Origin of the sequence: Janthinobacterium glycogeni, from assembly GCF_051380725.1 — a bacterium.
Lineage (GTDB): Bacteria > Pseudomonadota > Gammaproteobacteria > Burkholderiales > Burkholderiaceae_D > Janthinobacterium.
On sequence record NZ_JBNYXP010000009.1, the window covers coordinates 17,116 to 36,176 of the forward strand.

21 protein-coding genes are annotated in these 19,061 nt (G+C 67.3%); 10 read left to right on the top strand and 11 right to left on the bottom strand.

Translation table 11 applies throughout. The features are described 5' to 3' along the window. Window positions 1-6 precede the first annotated feature (6 nt). The 3 genes from ACQ4W4_RS20215 to ACQ4W4_RS20225 are packed head-to-tail and all read left to right on the top strand — an operon-like array spanning window position 7 to window position 5,696. The gene (locus ACQ4W4_RS20215; protein WP_436543465.1) at window positions 7-1,143 is read left to right on the top strand and encodes an efflux RND transporter periplasmic adaptor subunit; all 1,137 of its coding nucleotides are present in this window, start codon (window positions 7-9) and stop codon (window positions 1,141-1,143) included. A gap of 33 nt (window positions 1,144-1,176) precedes the next feature. Continuing rightward, window positions 1,177-4,323, top strand: a complete 3,147-nt coding sequence (locus ACQ4W4_RS20220) for a multidrug efflux RND transporter permease subunit (protein ID WP_436543466.1) — start codon at window positions 1,177-1,179, stop codon at window positions 4,321-4,323. Next, window positions 4,323-5,696 carry an efflux transporter outer membrane subunit gene (locus ACQ4W4_RS20225; protein ID WP_436543467.1) on the top strand — a complete coding sequence of 458 codons (1,374 nt, stop codon included), beginning with the start codon at window positions 4,323-4,325 and terminating at the stop codon, window positions 5,694-5,696. Before ACQ4W4_RS20220 ends, ACQ4W4_RS20225 begins: the two co-directional genes overlap by 1 nt. A 3-nt stretch (window positions 5,697-5,699) precedes the next feature. Here ACQ4W4_RS20225 and ACQ4W4_RS20230 read toward each other — a convergent pair whose 3' ends face one another. The 5 genes from ACQ4W4_RS20230 to ACQ4W4_RS20250 form a co-directional block, all read right to left on the bottom strand. Beyond that, window positions 5,700-5,909 carry a hypothetical protein gene (locus ACQ4W4_RS20230; RefSeq protein ID WP_436543468.1) on the bottom strand — a complete coding sequence of 70 codons (210 nt, stop codon included), beginning with the start codon at window positions 5,907-5,909 and terminating at the stop codon, window positions 5,700-5,702. Between the two features lie 44 nt (window positions 5,910-5,953). Beyond that, window positions 5,954-6,256, bottom strand: a complete 303-nt coding sequence (locus ACQ4W4_RS20235; protein WP_436543469.1) for a hypothetical protein — start codon at window positions 6,254-6,256, stop codon at window positions 5,954-5,956. Between the two features lie 132 nt (window positions 6,257-6,388). Next, window positions 6,389-6,931 carry a contractile injection system tape measure protein gene (locus ACQ4W4_RS20240; protein WP_436543470.1) on the bottom strand — a complete coding sequence of 181 codons (543 nt, stop codon included), beginning with the start codon at window positions 6,929-6,931 and terminating at the stop codon, window positions 6,389-6,391. A 4-nt stretch (window positions 6,932-6,935) separates the two neighbouring features. Then, entirely contained in the window at window positions 6,936-7,505 is a 570-nt protein-coding gene (locus ACQ4W4_RS20245; RefSeq protein ID WP_436543471.1) for an Hcp family type VI secretion system effector, read from the bottom strand. A 41-nt stretch (window positions 7,506-7,546) separates the two neighbouring features. Then, on the bottom strand, window positions 7,547-7,819 hold the full coding sequence (locus ACQ4W4_RS20250; protein ID WP_436543472.1) for a 7(1) septoil knot domain-containing protein: 273 nt from the start codon (window positions 7,817-7,819) through the stop codon (window positions 7,547-7,549). Between the two features lie 223 nt (window positions 7,820-8,042). Here ACQ4W4_RS20250 and ACQ4W4_RS20255 point away from each other — a divergent pair, with 223 nt between their 5' ends. From ACQ4W4_RS20255 to ACQ4W4_RS20270, 4 genes are all read left to right on the top strand, one after another. Next, entirely contained in the window at window positions 8,043-9,323 is a 1,281-nt protein-coding gene (locus ACQ4W4_RS20255; protein ID WP_436543473.1) for an arsenic transporter, read from the top strand. Between the two features lie 45 nt (window positions 9,324-9,368). Beyond that, complete coding sequence (locus ACQ4W4_RS20260) at window positions 9,369-9,998, top strand: Rossmann-fold NAD(P)-binding domain-containing protein (protein WP_436543474.1); 630 nt, start codon at window positions 9,369-9,371, stop codon at window positions 9,996-9,998. Between the two features lie 47 nt (window positions 9,999-10,045). Further along, window positions 10,046-10,507 (top strand): GNAT family N-acetyltransferase, encoded by a 462-nt coding sequence (locus ACQ4W4_RS20265; protein WP_436543475.1) that lies wholly within the window; start codon window positions 10,046-10,048, stop codon window positions 10,505-10,507. Between the two features lie 163 nt (window positions 10,508-10,670). After that, a complete protein-coding gene (locus tag ACQ4W4_RS20270; RefSeq protein ID WP_436543476.1) occupies window positions 10,671-11,960 on the top strand; it encodes a glycosyltransferase in 1,290 nt (429 codons plus the stop codon). On the opposite strand, the gene ACQ4W4_RS20275 is transcribed toward ACQ4W4_RS20270, so the two are convergent. From ACQ4W4_RS20275 to ACQ4W4_RS20285, 3 genes are all read right to left on the bottom strand, one after another. Next, a complete protein-coding gene (locus ACQ4W4_RS20275; RefSeq protein WP_436543477.1) occupies window positions 11,957-12,892 on the bottom strand; it encodes a DUF2145 domain-containing protein in 936 nt (311 codons plus the stop codon). The genes ACQ4W4_RS20270 and ACQ4W4_RS20275 overlap by 4 nt on opposite strands. After that, a complete protein-coding gene (locus tag ACQ4W4_RS20280; RefSeq protein WP_436543636.1) occupies window positions 12,889-13,320 on the bottom strand; it encodes a hypothetical protein in 432 nt (143 codons plus the stop codon). The genes ACQ4W4_RS20275 and ACQ4W4_RS20280 overlap by 4 nt, the downstream gene beginning before the upstream one ends. Window positions 13,321-13,412: 92 nt before the next feature. After that, window positions 13,413-14,210: an HDOD domain-containing protein gene (locus tag ACQ4W4_RS20285; protein WP_436543478.1), complete on the bottom strand. Its 798-nt coding sequence runs from the start codon at window positions 14,208-14,210 to the stop codon at window positions 13,413-13,415. 275 nt (window positions 14,211-14,485) lie between these two features. Between ACQ4W4_RS20285 and ACQ4W4_RS20290 the strand changes: the two genes are divergently transcribed. Then, window positions 14,486-14,836, top strand: coding sequence for a cupin domain-containing protein (locus ACQ4W4_RS20290; protein ID WP_436543479.1), 351 nt, complete (start codon window positions 14,486-14,488; stop codon window positions 14,834-14,836). A 152-nt stretch (window positions 14,837-14,988) separates the two neighbouring features. Here ACQ4W4_RS20290 and ACQ4W4_RS20295 read toward each other — a convergent pair whose 3' ends face one another. Next, window positions 14,989-16,086, bottom strand: a complete 1,098-nt coding sequence (locus ACQ4W4_RS20295) for an acyl-CoA dehydrogenase family protein (protein ID WP_436543480.1) — start codon at window positions 16,084-16,086, stop codon at window positions 14,989-14,991. 57 nt (window positions 16,087-16,143) lie between these two features. Then, complete coding sequence (locus ACQ4W4_RS20300; protein ID WP_436543481.1) at window positions 16,144-16,929, bottom strand: AraC family transcriptional regulator; 786 nt, start codon at window positions 16,927-16,929, stop codon at window positions 16,144-16,146. A gap of 126 nt (window positions 16,930-17,055) precedes the next feature. Here ACQ4W4_RS20300 and ACQ4W4_RS20305 point away from each other — a divergent pair, with 126 nt between their 5' ends. Together ACQ4W4_RS20305 and panB are read left to right on the top strand one after the other, a co-directional pair. Next, entirely contained in the window at window positions 17,056-17,502 is a 447-nt protein-coding gene (locus ACQ4W4_RS20305) for a PaaI family thioesterase (RefSeq protein ID WP_436543482.1), read from the top strand. Between the two features lie 23 nt (window positions 17,503-17,525). Continuing rightward, complete coding sequence (gene panB, locus ACQ4W4_RS20310) at window positions 17,526-18,353, top strand: 3-methyl-2-oxobutanoate hydroxymethyltransferase (RefSeq protein ID WP_436543637.1); 828 nt, start codon at window positions 17,526-17,528, stop codon at window positions 18,351-18,353. Here panB and gstA read toward each other — a convergent pair. Beyond that, complete coding sequence (gene gstA / locus ACQ4W4_RS20315) at window positions 18,350-18,964, bottom strand: glutathione transferase GstA (RefSeq protein ID WP_436543483.1); 615 nt, start codon at window positions 18,962-18,964, stop codon at window positions 18,350-18,352. The genes panB and gstA overlap by 4 nt on opposite strands. Window positions 18,965-19,061 lie beyond the last annotated feature (97 nt).

Genomic DNA, 19,061 nt, shown 5'->3' on the forward strand with positions numbered 1-19,061 from the left:
AAAAACATGTTGATCGCCGCGGCACTGTTCAGCCTTGCCGCCTGTTCCAAACCCGCGCCGGAAGAAGGCGCGGCGCCGCCCGCCGCCGTCACTGTGCTGAAGCTGCACGCCGCGCCCGTGGTGCTCAGCGACGAATTGCCGGGCAGGGTGGCGGCCTTCCGCACGGCCGACATCCGCCCGCAGGTGGGCGGCATCGTGCTGCGCCGCCAGTTCGAGCAGGGCGCCGACGTGACAGCGGGGCAGAAGCTGTTCCAGCTGAACCCGGCGCCGTTCCAGGCGGAAGTCGATTCGGCCGCCGCCGCCCTGCAGCACGCGGTGGCCACGGCAAAGCGCGCCAGCAGCCAGGCCGACCGTTTGAAACCGCTGGTGGACGCGGACGCCATCAGCCGCCAGGCGTATGACGACGCCGTGGCCCAGCGCGAGCAAGCCGTGGCCACCGTGGCGCAGGCGCGCGCGACCCTGGCGCGCCGCCGCCTGGACCTGGCCTTTGCCAGCATCGAGGCGCCGATTGCCGGGCGCATCGGCTCCGAACTGGTGACCGAAGGCGCGCTGGTGGGCGTGGCGGACGCGGCGCCCATGGCGCGCATCCAGCAGATCGACAAGGTGTATGTCGACGTGCGCCAGCCGGCCGCCGCGCTGGCCGCGCTGCGGGCCTCGGATTCGGACAGCACGGGCGGCGCCGACAAGCTGCCCGTGACCATTTTAGGCGCCGACGGCCAGCCGCATCCCGTCACGGGGCGCATCCTGTTCTCGGGCATCAGCGTCGATGCGGGCACGGGCGACGCCGTCATCCGCGTGCTGGTCGACAATCCGCAGCGCCAGCTCTTGCCGGGCATGTTCGTGCGCGCCCGCATCGCCCGCGCCGTGCAGGCCAATGGCGTGCTGCTGCCGCAGCAAGCCGTCTTGCGCAGCAGCGGCGGCCAGGCGCAGGCCTGGGTGCTCGATGGCACGAATAAAGCAAGTCTTAAACCCATCAGCGTGGGCGACGTGGTGGAGCACCAGTACGTGGTCAACGGCGGCCTGGCGGCGGGCGAAACCGTCGTCATCGAAGGCCAGGAACGCCTGCAGCCAGGCGCCACCGTCGCACCGCAGCCATGGAAGCCGGCCGTCGTGGCCACGGCGGCTGCCGCCAAGGCGCGTTGATGCGCCATTTGAATCCAATGAAAGTCTAACGACATGCCTCAATTTTTCATCAACCGCCCCGTCTTTGCGTGGGTGGTGGCGGTCTTCATCGTCCTGTTCGGACTGATCGCCATACCGCAATTGCCGATTGCGCGCTTTCCTTCCGTGGCGCCGCCCAGCGTCAGCATCAGCGCCAGCTACCCTGGCGCCACGCCGCAAACCATGAACGATTCCGTGGTGGGCTTGATCGAACGCGAATTGTCGGGCGTCAAGCACCTGCTGTATTTCGAGTCGTCCACCGATACCTCGGGTTCGGCCTCGATCACCGTCACCTTCCAGCCGGGCACGGACCCGGAAATGGCCCAGGTGGACGTGCAGAACCGCCTGAAAGCCATCGAGCCGCGCCTGCCGCAAGCCGTGCGGCAAAACGGCTTGACGGTGGAGTCGGCATCGTCCGGCTTCCTGATGATCGTCAGCCTGATTTCCGAAAACGGCCAGCATGACGAAGTGGCGCTGGGCGACTACCTGGCGCGCAACGTGACGGAAGAACTGCGCCGCATTCCCGGCGTGGGCAAGGTGCAGTTGTTCGGCTCCGAGCGGGCCATGCGCATCTGGGTCGATCCGGCCAAGCTGGTGTCGTACAACATCGCCATGGGCGAACTGACGGCCGCCATCGCGCAGCAAAATGCGCAGATCGCCCCGGGCCGCCTGGGCGATTCGCCCGCCGTGCATGGCCAGCGCGTGACGATTCCGCTGACGGTGCAGGGCCAGCTGCAAACCCCGGCCGAATTTGCCGCCATCGTGCTGCGCGCGAACGCGGACGGCTCGAAAGTGACCATCGGCGACGTGGCGAAAGTGGCGCTGGGCGCGCAAAGCTTCAATTTCAGCATCCGCGAAAACGGGCAAGCCGCGTCGGGCGCGGCCGTCATGCTGTCGCCGGGCGCCAACGCCGTGCAGACGGCCGCCGCCGTGCGCGCGCGCATGGCCGAACTGGCGCACACCATGCCGGCCGGGATCAAGTATTCGGTGCCGTTCGACACGGCGCCGTTCGTGAAGATCTCGATCGAGAAGGTCATCGTCACGCTGTTGGAGGCGATGGTGCTGGTCTTCCTCGTCATGTACCTGTTCCTGCAAAAGATACGCTACACCCTGATTCCCGCCATCGTCGCGCCGATCGCCCTGATGGGGACGTTTACGGTGATGCTGCTGGCCGGCTATTCCGTCAACGTGCTGACCATGTTCGGCATGGTGCTGGCCATCGGCATCATCGTCGATGACGCCATCGTCGTGGTGGAAGCCGTCGAGCGCCTGATGGCCACCGAGGGCCTGTCGCCGAAGGAAGCGACGTCGAAAGCCATGCGCGAAATTACTGGTGCGGTCGTCGGCATCACCTTGGTGCTGACGGCCGTGTTCATCCCGATGGCGCTGGCCAGCGGTTCCGTGGGCGCCATCTACCGCCAGTTCACCCTGGCGATGGCCGTGTCGATCCTGTTCTCGGCGTTCCTGGCCTTGAGCCTGACGCCGGCCCTGTGCGCCACCATGCTCAAACCCATCGGCCCGCACGACCACGATAAAAAAGGGTTTTTCCTGTGGTTCGACCGCCAGTTTGACCGCATGACGGCGCGCTATGAAAAAGGCGTGGTGGCGATGCTCAAACGCGCCGGCCGCTCGATGGTGCTGTACGGCGCCATTGTCGCGGCGCTGGGCGTGGCCTTCATGCAGCTGCCGTCGGCCTTCCTGCCGGAAGAAGACCAGGGCTATTTCATCACCTCGATCCAGCTGCCGTCCGACGCCACCATGGAGCGCACGCTCGATGTCGTCAAATTGTACGAGCAGCATGTGGCGACGCGGCCCGGCATCGAAGTGAACCAGTCCATCCTCGGCTTCAGCTTTTCCGGCGCGGGGCCGAATGCGGGCCTGGCCTTCACCATGCTGAAGGACTGGAAGGAGCGCAACGGCGCCACGGCGCAGGAAGAGGTGGCGCTGGCGCAGGCGGCCATGTCGCAGGCGAAGGAGGGCGTGATCATGAGCCTGATGCCGCCCGCCATCGATGAACTGGGCAACTCGTCCGGCTTTTCCATGCGCCTGCAAGACCGCGCCAGCCAGGGCATCGCTGCCCTGCAGGCGGCGCAGAACCAGCTGCTGGGACTGGCGGCGCAAAGCGCCAAGGTGGCGGGCGTGTATCCGGACGGCTTGCCGCCCGGCGCCAGCGTGCGCCTCGATATCGACCGCACCAAGGCCGAAGCGCTGGGCGTATCGTTTACGGCGATTGCCGACATGCTGACGGCGGCCATGGGGTCGACCTATGTCAACGATTTCCCGAATGCGGGCCGCATGCAGCAAGTGATCATCCAGGCCGATGCGCCGTCGCGCATGCAGTTGAATAATGTGCTGGCCTTGCGCATCCGCAATAACGCGGGCGGCATGGTGGCCTTGGGCGAGCTGGTGCGTCCCGTGTGGAGCGAGTCGCCGCTGCAGCTCGTGCGCTACCAGGGTTATCCGGCGGCGCGCATTTCGGGCAGCGCCGCGCCCGGCGTATCGAGCGGCGACGCCATGCTGGAAATGGAGCGCCTGGTGAAACAGCTGCCGCCCGGCTTCGCGCTGGCGTGGACGGGGCAGTCGCTGCAGGAGAAGGAATCGGCGTCGCAGGCGCCCATGCTGATGGCGCTGTCGATGCTTGTGGTCTTCCTCGTGCTGGCGGCCCTGTATGAAAGCTGGTCGATTCCCGTCTCGGTGATGCTGGTGGTGCCGCTGGGCTTGCTGGGCGCCGTGCTGGCCGTGATGTTGCGCGGCATGCCGAACGATGTGTTCTTCAAGGTGGGCATGATCACGATCATTGGTCTTTCCGCGAAGAACGCCATCCTGATCGTCGAATATGCGCGTCAGCTGCAGGCGCAAGGGCGTGGGCTGGTCGAGGCGACGGTGGAAGCGGCACGCTTGCGCCTGCGTCCGATCCTGATGACGTCCCTGGCGTTCGCGCTGGGCGTGGTGCCGCTGATGCTGGCCACGGGCGCCAGCGCCGAGACGCAGCACGCGATCGGCACGGGCGTGTTCGGCGGCATGATCACCGCCACCGTGCTGGCCGTGTTTTTCGTGCCCGTGTTCTTTGTCGTGGTGCTGGGCGCCGTCGACAGGATGGGCAGGTACTTCAACAAACGCAGTGATCGCATCGCCGTCAAGGCGGTGGAAGGAGAGTTGTAATGCGTGTATTTTTTCTTACGCCCCTGGCCGCGCTGGCCTTGTCGGCGTGTTCCCTGACGCCGCCGCTGGTCAAGCCGGCGGCGCCGATACCGGCCAGCTATGCAGAGATTGCCGCGCCAGCCACGGCCGGCACGGCGGCCGGCCTGGGCTGGCGCCAGATGCTGCTCGATGCGCGCCTGCAGCGCCTCGTCGATATCGCACTGGAAAACAACCGCGACCTGCGCGTGGCGTCGCTCAACGTGGAAGCCGTGCGGGCCCAGTACCAGATCCAGGATGCGGGCCGCTATCCTGCCGTCGGCGCCAATGCGGGCGGCGTGCGTCAGCGCGGCGCCGATGCCAAGGTTCAAAACACGTTCACGGCCGGCATCGCCATGAGCGCGTTCGAGATCGATCTGTTCGGCCGCCTGCGTTCGCTGTCGGATGCCGCGTTTGCCCGCTACCTGGCCACGCAGCAGGGCCAGCGCGCCGCGCATATGGCCCTGATCGGCGCCGTGGCCGACGCCTATCTGGAGCAGCGTCTGGCCGAGGAACAGCTGGCGCTGGCCCGGCAAACCCTGTTTGACTGGCGCCAGGCGCTGGTCCTGACGCAGCGCCTGCACGGCGCGCAGCAGGGCAGCGGCCTGGACGTGGCGCAAGCGCAAGGGCAGGCGGCGACGGCGGAAGCGGACGTACAGGCGCGCGAACGGGCCAGTCTACTTTCGCGCAACAACCTGGAATTGCTGCTCGGTGCGCCGCTGCCAACGGACTTGCCTGCCGGCCGGCCGCTCGCTGGCCAGCCCGTGCTGACGCAGCTGCCGCCCGGCCTGCCGTCGGACTTGCTGGGGCGCCGGCCCGACATCCTGCAGGCCGAGTACGCGCTGGTGGCGGCGAATGCGGAAATCGGCGCCGCCCGCGCCGCCTTCTTCCCGCGCCTGTCGCTGACGGCGCAGCTGGGCCTGGCCAGCCCGGAGCTCGGCGACCTGTTCCGCGGCAGCGCGCGCAGCTGGTCGTTCGCGCCGCAAGTGACGCAGCCGCTGTTCCAGGGCGGCCAGCTGCGCGCGGAACTGCAACTGTCGCGCCTGCGCAAGGACGTGGCCGTGCTGCAGTACGAACAGGCGATCCAGGCGGCGTTCCGCGAGGTGCGCGACGGCCTGGCTGGCAGCGCCACGTATGCGCAGCAGATCGAAGCCCAGCAGCGCGTGGCGGCCGCCGCCGAACAGCGGCGCAAGCTGTCGGCCTTGCGCTATGGCGCGGGCCAGGACAGCCGCCTGGAATTGCTCGACGCGCAGCGCCAGTCGTATGCGGCCCAGCAAGCCCTGCTCGACACGCGGCGCGACCAGTTCAAGTCGGCCGTGGCGCTGTACAAGGCGCTGGGGGGCGGGCTGGAGGAGTAGGGGCTATGCGCGCTTTGGCGACGGCGCAAGGGCCAGCGACCACGATCCCCTGCCCGGACGCAGGGCATAGACGACCAGGGTGCCGTCGCCGCTGGAGTCGGCCAGCACGGCCGCCACGCCGTGAGCGGGATCGCCGGACAGGGCGCGCACGTCGAAGCTGGGCATGACCAGGCGGCCCCATCTCGGCTGGGCGCCCATCTCCAGTATGAACAATTGTTCTTCGCCGTAAGCGATGAAGCCATCCTGAAAATTCCCTGTCACCATCTCGAAGGCGAGCGGTGGCGCCGGCAGCGCCGTCCAGGCGGTACAGGCGGTACAGGCGACGGCCAGCAGCAGGTAGCCCTCCAGGGGGCGCCCGCCAGGCCGGCGATGCCCGTGCCGGCGGGCGGCAAGGCGACGTCCTTCCAGCGCGCCTTCTGCTGGCCCAGGACGGAGAGATAGCGGATGGCCGTGCCATGGGCCACCGTGACGAAGCCCGCGCCGTCGCCGCGCAGGCAGGCAAACGCAGTTTCGCCGGGCACGAAGCGGCGGCCTGCGGGGACGCCATCCACGCCGACCATGTTCCGACCTGGCCCAGGCTGCGCACCGCGCCATCGTCGCCCAGCAGCACGATGCCGGTTGCGGGGTTGCCGGCGATGCGGATGTAGTTGCTCATGCGGGTTTCCTCGTGGAAGTATCGGTCTGGTACGGGGCTACCATGTCACATGCAAGGGCTGGGGCATCCATGGATGGAGGATGATGGTCAGGGACCATGGCAGCTGGCGCATCAGCACATCGACCGTCCTGCGCTGCACGGCCAGGGTGGCGTCTGCGTCGCGCCATTGCAGCCGGCCTTCGCGCTGCAGGAAGGTTGCGCGCAAGGCCGTGATCGAGACAGCGCCAATGGCGGGCCAGTTGACGATGACGGCATGCAGCAGCTGGTCGCATAGCGCCAGTTCGTCCTGGCCAAGGTCGACGGCCGCGGCGGGGAAGTCCAGGGGCAGGCCGCACAGCAGCTTGTTCAGCGACAGTGCCTGCTCTTGCTCCTGTTGCGGCGCGTCGCTGCTGCCATCGACCAGGTATTGCAGCAAGCGCACGGCGCGCGCGCCGTGTTCGCCGCGCAGCTGCGGCCTGCCATCGCCGCCAGTGGTGAGCAGGTCCAGTCGCTGGAACATTGGCGGCAGGAAGGGGTGGAGCAGCGCCAGCCCGGCGTTGCCGATGCAGGCGATGTCAGGAGAAGGTGCCGCGTCGTTCATGGGCTTATCCGGTAAAGGACGAAATCGGCCGGTTGCGCGCCAGGCTCCAGCCCGTCGCCTGCTGGGCGCCCGGCTGGCCGTCCGCCTGCTGCACGCTGTGCGTCCAGAGGATTTCCGTGAAGTTCAGCTTGAACTGCTCGGTCGGCATGTCGTCGGGATGGGTTTGCAGCTGGATTTCGCTGATCAGGGCGTCGCGCAGGGCAATGGTGATGAGGTTGACCGCCTTGCCGCCCGTATTGCGGGCGATGTACAGCCTGGTCGGCTGGGCCGCGCCCGAGCCCAGCGGCTTCGCCAGCAGGCACAGCTCGTACAGCTTGACCGAGGTCGCATCGACATATTTGACGCAGGTAAATTCCGTGATCACGGGCCGCCCGGACGTGCGCGCCGAATTGCTGACGTCCGTCGTCACCTGCTGTTTCATACCCTGGTGCAGCGAGACCAGCTCGATGCACGGGCCCAGGTCCTGCAGGGCGCCGGCATCGCGCCAGATGGCGTCGATGCCGGCGCTGCCACCGTCCGGCGTCTTGCCGAACACGAGTTCCCCGTTGCCGGGTTCCAGCAAGATCAAATCCATGGTTGTCGCTCCTGTCATCGGGAAAACGGCGTGGTGCCTTCCTATAGCCGGCCACGTAGCGGATGCGGCTTTGTCCAGCCCGCTTCGCCATGGTTGTCGACAAAGCACACTGTCAGCTGTGCCATGCCCTGCGACGTGAAGTACGCGTGGACATTGGCGCTCTGGCGTTCGCGCGTGATGAACCACAGGGCGTCGCCGTGCGCCAGGCCCCGGCTGCCCACCCGGTGCACGAGCAGGTCGGCGCTGCCGCGCTCCACCAGGGCCACGCGTACGCGCGCCTCGCCCATTGTTGCTGTCTGATATACGGTTGCCACCGGCGCCTCCTTTTTGACAAGCAGTGTTGCCGTGGGACTATACACCGGATTAGTTACCTAAAGATAATGCCAGGACCGGATGGCGCGAGTATTTTTTCCGTTTGCATGCCTGTGACATGGTTTTGCATTCATTCAACAATTCCAGTATTATGGAATTATTTTTGACATTGACAGGCTGCGGCGCATGGTGCCCGCGTCGCCGCATCGAACGGAACCTCGCCGCATGCTGACCGCTTTCCTCATCTTCCTCGCCACCCTGACCCTGGTCATCTGGCAGCCGCGCGGCCTGGGCATTGGCTGGAGCGCCGTCATCGGCGCCGGCGTCGCCCTGCTGGCCGGCGTGATCCACTGGGGCGACATCCCTGTCGTCTGGCATATCGTGTGGAACGCCACCGGCACGTTTATTGCCGTCATCATCATCAGCCTGCTGCTGGACGCGGCCGGCTTCTTCGAATGGGCCGCCTTGCACGTGGCGCGCTGGGGCGGCGGCAGCGGTACCAAACTGTTCGTGCTGCTGGTCTTGCTGGGCGCGCTGGTGTCCGCCGTGTTCGCCAACGATGGCGCCGCGCTGATCCTGACGCCCATCGTCATCGCCATGCTGCGGGCATTGAAGTTTTCCGCCAAAGCCACCCTGGCCTACGTGATGGCGGCCGGTTTCATCGCCGACACGGCCAGCCTGCCGCTGGTGGTGTCGAACCTGGTCAATATCGTCTCGGCCGATTTCTTCAAGATCGGTTTTGCCGAGTACGCTTCCGTGATGGCGCCCGTCAACGTCGTCGCCGTGCTGGCGACGTTGGGCGCCTTGCTGCTCTTTTTCCGCCAGGATATCCCGCGCGACTACGATGCCTCGCAGCTGAAACGCCCGGACGCCGCCATCCGCGACTTGCCCACCTTCCGCGCCGGCTGGCTGGTGCTGGCGCTGCTGCTGGTGGGCTTTTTCTCGCAGGAAGCCCTGGGCGTGCCCATCAGCCTGATCGCCGCCGTGGGCGCCGCATTGCTGCTGGGCGTGGCGGGCAAGGGGCACGTGATTTCCACGCGCCACGTGCTGCGTCATGCGCCATGGCAGATCGTCGTCTTTTCTCTGGGCATGTATTTGGTCGTGTATGGCTTGCGCAATGCAGGCTTGACGGCTTACCTGACGGGCATGCTGAACTACTGTGCCCAGTACGGCGTGTGGGGCGCGGCCATGGGCACGGGCGTGTTGACGGCCTTATTGTCGTCCGTGATGAACAACCTGCCGACGGTGCTGGTGGGCGCGCTGGCCATCGACCCGACGACGGCGCAGGGCGCCGTGCGCGAAGCGATGATTTACGCCAACGTCATCGGCAGCGACCTGGGCCCGAAGATCACGCCCATCGGCAGCCTGGCCACCTTGCTGTGGCTGCACGTGCTCGACAGCAAGAATATCCACATTTCCTGGGGTTACTATTTCCGCGTCGGCATCGTGCTGACCGTTCCCGTGCTGCTGCTGACGCTGGCGGCGCTGGCGCTGCGCCTGTCCTGAGTTCCGTGTATGGTGTGATTGTGAGCAACTTTATACTGGGAAACGATGAAACTATTGCTCGTGGGCGCTACCGGTCTCGTCGGCCGTGAAGTGCTGCGCCTGGCGCTCGCCGATGCGCGCGTCAGCACGGTGGTGGCGCCCGTGCGCAAGGCCTTGCCGCCCCATCCGAAGCTGTCCGCGCCGCTCGTCGATTTCGACCACTTGCCGGCGGATGCGCCCTGGTGGCAGATGGACGCCGTCATCTGCACCCTGGGTACGACCATGAAGGCGGCCGGCACGCGGCAGGCGTTCCGGCGCGTCGACCACGATTATCCGCTGGCCGTGGCGCGCCTGGCGCTGGCGGCCGGTGCGCGCGCGTACGCGCTCAATTCCGCCGCCGGCGCCAACGCCGGCTCGCGCTTTTTCTACAACCGCGTCAAGGGGGAGCTGGAACGCGACCTGGCGCAGCTGGGTTTTGCGTCGCTGACCTATGTGCGCCCGGGCCTGATCGGCGGCGAGCGCGACGTGGCGCGCGCGGGCGAGGGCGCCGCCTTGCGCCTGCTGCGCGTGCTGGGTCCCGCGCTGCCGCGCCGCTGGCGCATCAACCCCGCAGCGCGCATCGCCGGCGCCCTGCTGGAAGCGGCGCTGGCCGCCGCACCGGGCGTGCATATCGTCGGTTCGGAACAGCTGGCCTGAGTGCACAGCCCTTATAATTGGCGTTCATGTTCTTTTGAGTACAGAAAATGCAAACAGTACGTCCTTACCGCGCCAGCGACCGCGACGCTTGCCTGGCTCTTTTCGACGGCAACACGCCGCGCTTTTTCGACCCGTCCGAGCGTGCGGCCTTCGTTGCCTGGCTGGAAGAGTCAACGCAGCCGTATCTGGTGATCGAACGTGCGGTCGAGGGAACAACGCGCATCGTCGCCTGCGGCGGCCATGCCATCGAGGCGGACGGCTCAACCGCCAGCCTGTGCTGGGGCATGGTGGCGCAGGACGCGCACGGCCAGGGACTGGGCCGCACGCTGACGCAGGCGCGCCTCGATGCGATACGCGCCGTGCCGCAAGTGGTCAAGGTGGGCATGAACACCAGCCAGCACACGCAGGGCTTTTATGCGCGCTTCGGCTTCGTGCCGGTGAAGGTGACGCCGGATGGCTTCGGGCCCGGCATCGACCAGTGGGACATGGTGTTGCAACTCCCGGCGTAGCCATTGCAGGCAGCCATGGCGTCAAGCGGCGCTCAGCTATTGATTGAAATGCTGACCGTCATCGCCTACCATCGTTGGACGTTTCAACTAGGAAAGATTCCCATGCACCCTGCGTTCTTGTCTGATTTTGCACCGCACAGCTTTGCCAGGCACGGAGGGCGGCATGGCTGATGGCAACCACCCGCCTGCGCCGCTCGTCATTGTCGCCAGCAACGGCACCGGCGGCGACATGCAACCGTTTATCGCGCTGGCGCAGGGCTTGCGGCAACGGGGGCGGCGCGTGCTGCTGCTGGTGCCGGCCTGGCAGGAAGCGGCGGCGCTGGCCTCTGGGCTGCCGTATCGCACCTTCGGCAGTGCGGCGGAGGGCCAGGCCATGCTGGGCGACCCGGGCCTGTGGGATGAGCGCAAAGGCTGGGGCGTGGTGTGGCGCGGCCTCGTGCCGCACCTGGGCGCCGTGCGCGACGTGGTGCAAGGCTTGCCGGACGGTGAGGAGTGCGTGGTGCTGTGCCATCCTTTCCTCGTGCCGATGGCCGCCCTGGCGCGCTCGGCACGCCCGGACCTGCGCATCGTCGCGGCCTATCTGGCGCCATCGAACCTGTGCAGCAGCCATGATTTCCTGGCGGCCGGCTCGCTGCGCATTCCCGCGTGGGTGCCGCTCGCTTGGCGCCAGGCCCTGTGGCGGCTGATCCACCGCAGCATGGTCGACCCGGCGCTGCTGCCCGGCCTGAACGGCGCGCGCGCGCAGCACGGACTGCCGCCCGAAGCGCATTTTTTTGCGCACATGCTGGCCGCGCCGGATGCCTCGCTGGGGCTGTTTCCCGCCTGGTTCGCCGCCCCGCAGGCGGACTGGCCGCCGCACTTCGTGCAAGCCGCTTTCCCCTGCGCCGCCCCGCATGGCGTCGCGGCGCTGCCGCCGGAGCTGGAACGCTTTCTGGACGAGGGCGAGCCGCCCATCGTCTTTACGCCCGGTACCGGTCACCAGCACGCGCAGCGCTATTTCAGCATCGCCCTGGACGTGTTGCGGCGGCTGGGACGGCGCGGCCTGTTCCTCACGTCCCATGCGGCGCAGGTGCCGCAGCACTTGCCCCCCAGCGTCATGTGGCAGGCGTACGTGCCGTTTGCGGCGCTGCTGCCGCGCGTGGCGGCCGTGGTGCACCATGGCGGCATCGGCACCAGCGCGGACGCCTTCCGCGCGGGCATCCCGCAACTGATCGTGCCGTTCGCGTACGACCAGTTCGACAACGGCTGGAGGATCAAGCGGCTCGGCGTGGGGGATGTCTTGCTGGCCAGGCGTTTGTCGGCCGGGCGCATGCGGCGGCAGCTGGCGCGCCTGCTGGCCGCGCCCGCCGTCCAACTGGCGTGCGGCGAGGTGGCCCGCCGGATGGGGCAGGGGCCGCAGTCAGCGCACTTGCTCGATCAGGTCGAAGCGACGCTGGCCGCCTGGACTGCCTAGGGCGTATCGTCGAGGGCGATGACGCGGTCGTTCGCGCCAGGAATACAGCCGTCGGCGACCGGTTCCCAGCCCCGGTGCACCACCACCTGCCTGCCGTCGTGGCAGATTTCCACGCGCTCGCTGGCGGGCAGGCGCTGGCGCGCGAACGCTTCCAGGCTGGCCGGCAGGCTCACTGCCAGCCGCATCGTGCCGATGGCTTCGGGCGGATGGTCGTCCATGTGCACGAGGGGCACGAAGATGGATCCCAGCATCAGCCAGCGGGCGCCCACGTCGACGGGGGCGGGCGCATATTGGGCGGCGCGCAGCCAGTCCTGGGCGCGCGCGCGCAAGTCGCCGCCCGCGGCCAGTTCACCCCAGGCGGCGGCCAGCATTTCCGCCACCCACTGATTGCAGTTCTGGTATTTCAAATTGAAGGCGTACGCATTGGCACTGTAGCGGCCCGCCAGCAGCTCTTGCACGCGCACGGGATCGAGCAGGGCGCGGCGCAGGGGCGGCACGGTTGCCGCCGGCAGTTTCACCAGCGAGATGTAGCCGAGCGCAGGATTGGCCGTGCCCATGGCGAAACCGGCCGTGCCCTGGTCGAAGATGCGCGGACGGCCTTCGTCGCAGGCGTAGTACAGCTGGCGCGCGGACCAGCCGCTGTCGTTGTCGTGGCGCCAGGCCAGCGCCGCGTGCGAATAGCGGATGCCGAAGCGGGCCAGGTCCAGGCCGGAGCGGCTGATGAGGGCCACGCTGCCTTCGCTGGCGGCCAGTTCCTCGCGCACGACGGCGGCAAAGCGCAGCAGCCGGTCCTGTTCCGTCGCCGTGAGTTCCTGCGCGCGGTCGCAAAAGCGCGACGAGGCGAGCGACGTGCCTGCCTGGGCGGCGCCAGCGCTGAAGACGGCGCAAACGCCCAGCAGCAGTGCCGGGCGGTGCAGGAGAAAACGGATCAAAGGCTGACGGGACGCGTGGCCAGTTCGCCGTACCAGTCGTCGGCCAGCACGAGGAAGAAGGCGGCGCGCGTGTCGTTGCGCGAGAATTCGATGCCGTAGGCGCGGTTTTGCGCATGCACCACGTCGCCCTGCGCCAGCTGCTGCTTGTCGAGCGCCGCCTGCGGCAAGTCCAGCACCAGCGGCGCGGCCGTGGCCTCGGCCTGCATGGTCAGACGCGTCATGCCGTCGCGGCCCGGCACGGCGGCCACGTCGATGATGCGGTAGGGGCCATTGGCCACCTTGTTGTCGCGCGAGGAGCTGTTGCTCGAACCGTTGAGCGAATCGGAAATGCTGCCGCTCGACTGGGAGCCGGCGCTGGAGGCCGAGGAAACGAAGCTGTCGGCGTTGGCGTTGCACGCCATGGTCAGAGCTGCGGCCAGGCCGAGCATGCGTAGGGAGGTAGTCAAGGCAGTTTTCCAGTGCACATCAATGAAAGCGGGCCGGGTCCGTCCGGGCCTGCGCCATCATAGCAGATCGGCCGTCAGCTAAGCAGCACCTTGATCAGGGCCTTCGCTTCGGCCGACGGCTGCGTGCGCAGCGCCTGCAGCACGGGATCGTGGTCCAGGTAGGCCTGCAGCGGCGCGCTGACGGTGACGTAGGCCTGCGGCAGCGGCGAAGGAATCGGCGCCAGCGCCTTGGCCAGCAGCAGGGTGTCGCGCAAGCCTTCGGGCGGCAACATGATGGTCGAGCCGGGCAAGGCGTTGACGGCATCGGCCACCGACAGCGGCACGCCCAGCTGGCGCATCAGCGCGCGGCCGATCACTTCCAGGGTGGAGGCCATCTGCGTTTCCAGTTCGGCGTACAGACCCGGGGTCTTGTCGGCCTGGGCCAGCAAGTAAAAGCCGGCTACTTCATGCACGATACCGGCGAACAGCGCCGTATCGGCATCCGTCTGCGTGACGGCGCCTGCCAGCGCATGCGCCAGCGCCGCCACATGCACGGTGTGCGCCCACAGCTGGGTGGCGCGGGCGCGCAAGGCTTCGTCGCGGATGCCCGCGTTCAACTGGCGGATGACGGCCGCCGTCGCCAGCGCATACAGGTTGCGGTGGCCCAGCCGCTCAACGGCGGCGCGCACGCTGGTGATGGCGGGCGCCTGGCCGGACGCGAACATGGCCGAATTGGCCAGCGCCACGGCGCGCGCCGACAAGGTCGGTTCGCACAGCAGCAGCCGGCTGATATCGGCCGAGTGGCAATCCGGGTTGGCCAGTTCCTTTTGCAGGAGCAGGGCCGTATTGATGCTGGTGGGAAAGGCCAGGGTTTCCGTTTCGGCGCTGGCCAAAAGCTGTGCCAGGCTGCTGAGCGTGTTGACGTGCATGGATAGGGGAGCGAATAGTAGCGATGCCCCATATTATCAGGCAATCCGGCCCGCGGGGCGTCCGCCTGCCTTTCTTGCGAAACAGGCCGTGCATCGGCTCATTCATCAGCCCAGCTTATAGGCCTTAGCGGGTTTGCGCCGCTAATCAGCGCGGGCCAGCGCTGTTAAGCTCGTATCTCGGGACAGGCGCCGCCGGCTGCCCGTGGGATCAATCATACCGGCAAGAAAGGAAATCACCGATGCACCGATACGCCGCGGCACTCTTGCCGCTTTGCCTGCCCGCCGGGGCCGTCTCCGCCGGGGCCGGCGTCATTTCCGCGCCGGCGGCCGTCACCGTCACACGCGCCGCCGCCATGGCCGCCATCACCGGCGACGCCGCCTATTTCACGGGCAAGGTCGACGTCGACGCCAGGTTCCTGCGGTTGGCGCCCGCCCGCGTGGGCGGCGCCACCGTTACCTTCGCGCCCGGCGCCCGCACGACCTGGCATACGCATCCGCTGGGCCAGACCCTGGTCGTCACGCAAGGCCGGGGCTGGGTGCAGCACTGGCAGGGACCGCTGCAGGCGCTGGCCGCGGGCGACGTGGCGTGAATACCGCCCGGCGTCAAGCACTGGCATGGCGCCACGGCCACATCCGCCATGCAGCATGTTGCCATTGCGGAAGAGCAAGATGGCACGGTGGTGACGTGGCTGGAACAGGTGGCCGATGACAGCTATCCGCGCTAAGGCGCCGGCCAGGCAGCTCAGGGCAGCAGCAGCGCATGCTGGCTGGCCGTATGGAAATCGCGCCAGACGCGGTTGATGGCGCTGTCTTCGCGGGCCGCGTACAGGCCGCAGTACGGATACAGGCCATCGACGGCCGCGCGGCACGCGGCCACGAGGGCCAGCGAACGGTCTTGCACGGCCTGCATGGCGTGCGCGTCGAGCGCCGCGCCGCCCGCCACCTGCGCCCAGCTGTCGTCCAGCACGGCGTAAAAACGCATGCGGGCGCCGGCGAACGCGTCTTGTCTGTCTTGCAGCGTGGCGGCCACTGCCGGTACCTCCAGCAGGGGCAAGCCGGCGCGCGCATGGCGGCGGTGGCGCATGCATTGCTCGGCCAATTCCATGAAATGCGCGGCCATGCCGGCCACGTTGGCGGCCAGTGTCGCGTAGGCGAGCGAATAAAACGGGTAGCGGTACAGGGGACCGTCGGCCGTCGCGGCGGCCGCATCGATGGTGAAACCGTGCTTCTTGGCGAGCCACTGGCCGTCGATGCGGTAGCTGTGCGAGGCGCTGGCGCGCATGCCGATGCTGTTCCACGAGGGCACCAGCTGCACCAGCGCAGCGGGCACGAGGAAGGCGCGGATGCGCGGCTGGCCTTGTTCGTCGAGCAGGGGCTGGCCATCGCGCCGCAGGCGGGCGTTCAGGGTGAAATGGGTCGCCATGGGCGCGCCGCTGGCGTAATCCCAGCTGCCCGTGATGCGGTAGCCGTCGCCTTCCTCGTCCGCGTAGCCGGTGGCCGCGCCGCTGCCGCCGAGGCAGGCGCGCGGCGTGCCGATGATGGCGCGCGCCATGTCGGGCGCCAGAAATCCCGCGAACCAGCCCGCGCCCGCGCACAGGGTCAGCACCCAGCCCATGCTGCCGTCAACGGCGGCCACGGCTTCTTCCAGGCGCACCACGTGCGGCAAGGGCAGCTCGGCGCCGCCCGCGCTGCGCGGCGCCAGCATCGTCAGCCAGCCGCGCCGGTGCAGCAAGGCTTGCTGGGCCGGGTGCAGGAAGCGGGCGGCGTCGGCCGCCGGCGCAAGGCGCGCGATGCGCCGCGCGTCGCGTGCGGAAAGGGTAGCAATGGTAGCGTGCGGCATGGGTAAAGTCCGGCAATGGCGAAGGCGGGCATTTTCGCACAGCGGGCACGGTTGCGACTAGGCGCTGCGGCGCCGGTACTCGTCCGGCGTCTCACCCGTCACCTTGCGGAACATGGCAATGAAGGCCGAGGAGCTGGCATACGCCAGGTCGAAGGCGATGCTTTCGACCGTCTGGTCCGCTTCCAGCATGGCCATGGCCTTGATGACGCGCAGGCGCGCGCGCCATTGGGCAAAGCTCATGCCCAGGTCGCGCTGGCAGCGGCGCATCAGCGTGCGCTCGGTGGTGTTGACGGCTTGCGCCAGCGCGGCCAGCGGGCGGTGGTCGCCGGGGGTGCTGTCGAGCATCGCCAGTACCTTGCCCAGCATGGGGTCATCCGAGCTGGGCAGGTAGCTGCCCACGGGCGTGGCGCGGGCCAGCTGGTCCAGCAAGACATGCAAGAGGCGCTCTTCATGGATGGTCTGCGGCAAGCCGGGCGGGTGCGCGCGCAAGTGCTCGTGCATGGCGCGCACGAACGGCGTGACGGCCAGCGCGCACGGCGCGGCGGGCAGCTCCCGACACAGTGCTTCGCTCACATATAGCGAGCTGTGGAAGGCGGGATGGCGGTTTTGCCCCGTGTGCATCACGCGCGGCGGCAGCCAGATGCCGTACTGGGGCGGCACCAGGTAGTGTTTTCCTGCCACCAGCACCTCTACTACGCCACCCAGCGCATAGACGAATTCACCCCAGGAATGGCTGTGGCTGGGATACATGGCCGCAGCGGGCATGGCGGCGCTGCGAAAGCAGATGGGGGCGGGCAGCACGCCGCTGTAGGGCGCCGTCAGCAAGTGTCTGGTCGTTGACATGGGAATGTTCGCAGGTGGCGGTATTGCATGAGATGCTGTCGGTTTTTCACTATATCAAGAAAAGCTGCATCCTGCATACTAGCGTGCTGGCGTTTCCCCCCGTCCCCCTTGAGAAAGCAATCCACCATGACCCGACTTACCGACCCGCAATTCGCCGACCGAGTCCGCGCCAGTTTTGCGCTGCAAAACGCGATGACCCTGATCCAGGCCAGCCTGCCCGTGGTCAACCACGGCAGCACGGAAATCCACGTGCCGCACTGGAGCGGCATCGAGCAGCAGCACGGCTTCGTGCATGGCGGCGTGGTGGGCATGATCGCGGATTCGGCCGCAGGTTACGCGGCCATGAGCATGGTGCCGGAAGGCGCGTCCGTGCTGACGGTGGAATACAAGATGAATTTGCTGGCGCCCGCCGACGGCGAGAAATTGATTGCACGCGGCAAGGTGGTGCGGCCCGGCCGCACGCTGATCGTCACGCAAGCCGAAGTGTTTGCCGTCAAGGATGGCCAGGAAATCCTGTGTGCACTGATGCAGCAGACCATCATGGTGATGCACGGCAAGTCCGAGAAAACTTAACTTAACGAAATGAAATGAAGACCATGCCCACCCCGGACCACACTGAACATTTGCCGCGGAGCAAACCGTTGACGGTACCAGCCTTGCTGGGCATGCGCGATGCGGGGAAAAAGATTGCCGCCCTGACTTGCTATGACGCCAGTTTCGCCACCCTGATGAATGCCTGTGGCGTGGAACTGCTGCTGGTCGGCGATTCGCTGGGCAATGTGGTGCAAGGGCAGGGTACGACCTTGCCCGTCAGCGTGGCCGACATCGCCTACCACACGGCCAGCGTGGCGCGCGGCAACCGTACGGCCGTGCTGGCGGCCGACATGCCGTTCGGCAGCTATGCCACGCCGCAAGCGGCGTATGACAACGCCGTCCAGCTGATGCGGGCGGGCGCGCACATAGTCAAGCTGGAAGGGGGCGGCTGGCTGTGCGAAACCGTGCGCTTTCTCACCGAGCGGGGTATCCCCGTGTTCGCCCATCTGGGCTTGACGCCGCAGTCCGTGCACCAATTGGGCGGCTTCAAGGTGCAGGGCAAGACGCCGCAAAGCGCGGCCTTGTTGAAAGCCGATGCGCATGCCCTGCAGGCGGCAGGCGCGTCGCTGTTGCTGCTCGAAGCCATACCGGCCGCGTTGGGCCGGGAAGTGTCGGCACTGCTGGCCATTCCCACCATCGGCATCGGTGCTGGCCCCGACTGTTCAGGTCAGATACTCGTCATGCACGATATGCTCAACGTGTTTCCTGGCAAGAAGGCGCGCTTCGTGCGCGACTTCATGACGGGGCAGGCCAGCATCGGCGGCGCGTTCACGGCCTATGTCGGCGCCGTCAAAGAGCAGTCTTTCCCGGCACCACAACACTGCTTTTAAGACGCCTTGGCCAGTCCTTCCGCCGCCAATGCCGCCTTGACGCTGTCGCGCTGGGCCATTCTGCCGAGGAAGGCCTGCACATTGGCTAGGCCCGACAAATCCACGCCTACGCGCGGCGCCCAGCCCGCGATGACGAACAGATAGGCGTCGGCCACGGTGAAGGTGTCGCCGGTCAGGTAAGCCTGGCCTTGCAGGCGGCTGTCGACCCACTTGAATTTCTTGCCCAGTTGCTCGATGAACAAGGCCTTGGTGGCGGCGTCGTAGCGGGGATCGAACAGGGGACTGAACGATTTGTGCAGCTCGGACGTGATGTAGTTCTGCCATTCCAGCACCTTGTAGCGGGCAAAGCTGCCCCCCGGCGGCAATAAATCCTGCCTGCCCGCCTGTTCGGCGATGTACTGGGCGATGACGGGGCCTTCGCTCAAGGTGCTGCCATCGTCGAGGGCCAGCAGCGGCACCTGGCCTTTCGGATTGAGTTCATAGTAATTGCCGCCTTCCTGCGTCTGGTGCTGGCCCAGGTCGACCTTCACCAGGGTGAACGGCGTGCCCGTTTCGCGCAGGATGATGTGCGGTGCCTGCGAGCAGGCGCCCGGCGAGTAAAAGAGTTTCATGGCGATCCTTGAACAGGTGGGAAAGCAGCCACTATAGTCCTGCGCCGCCGCACGGTAAACGCATGTTCGCGTGGCGACGATGTCTGCCCGGTCATGC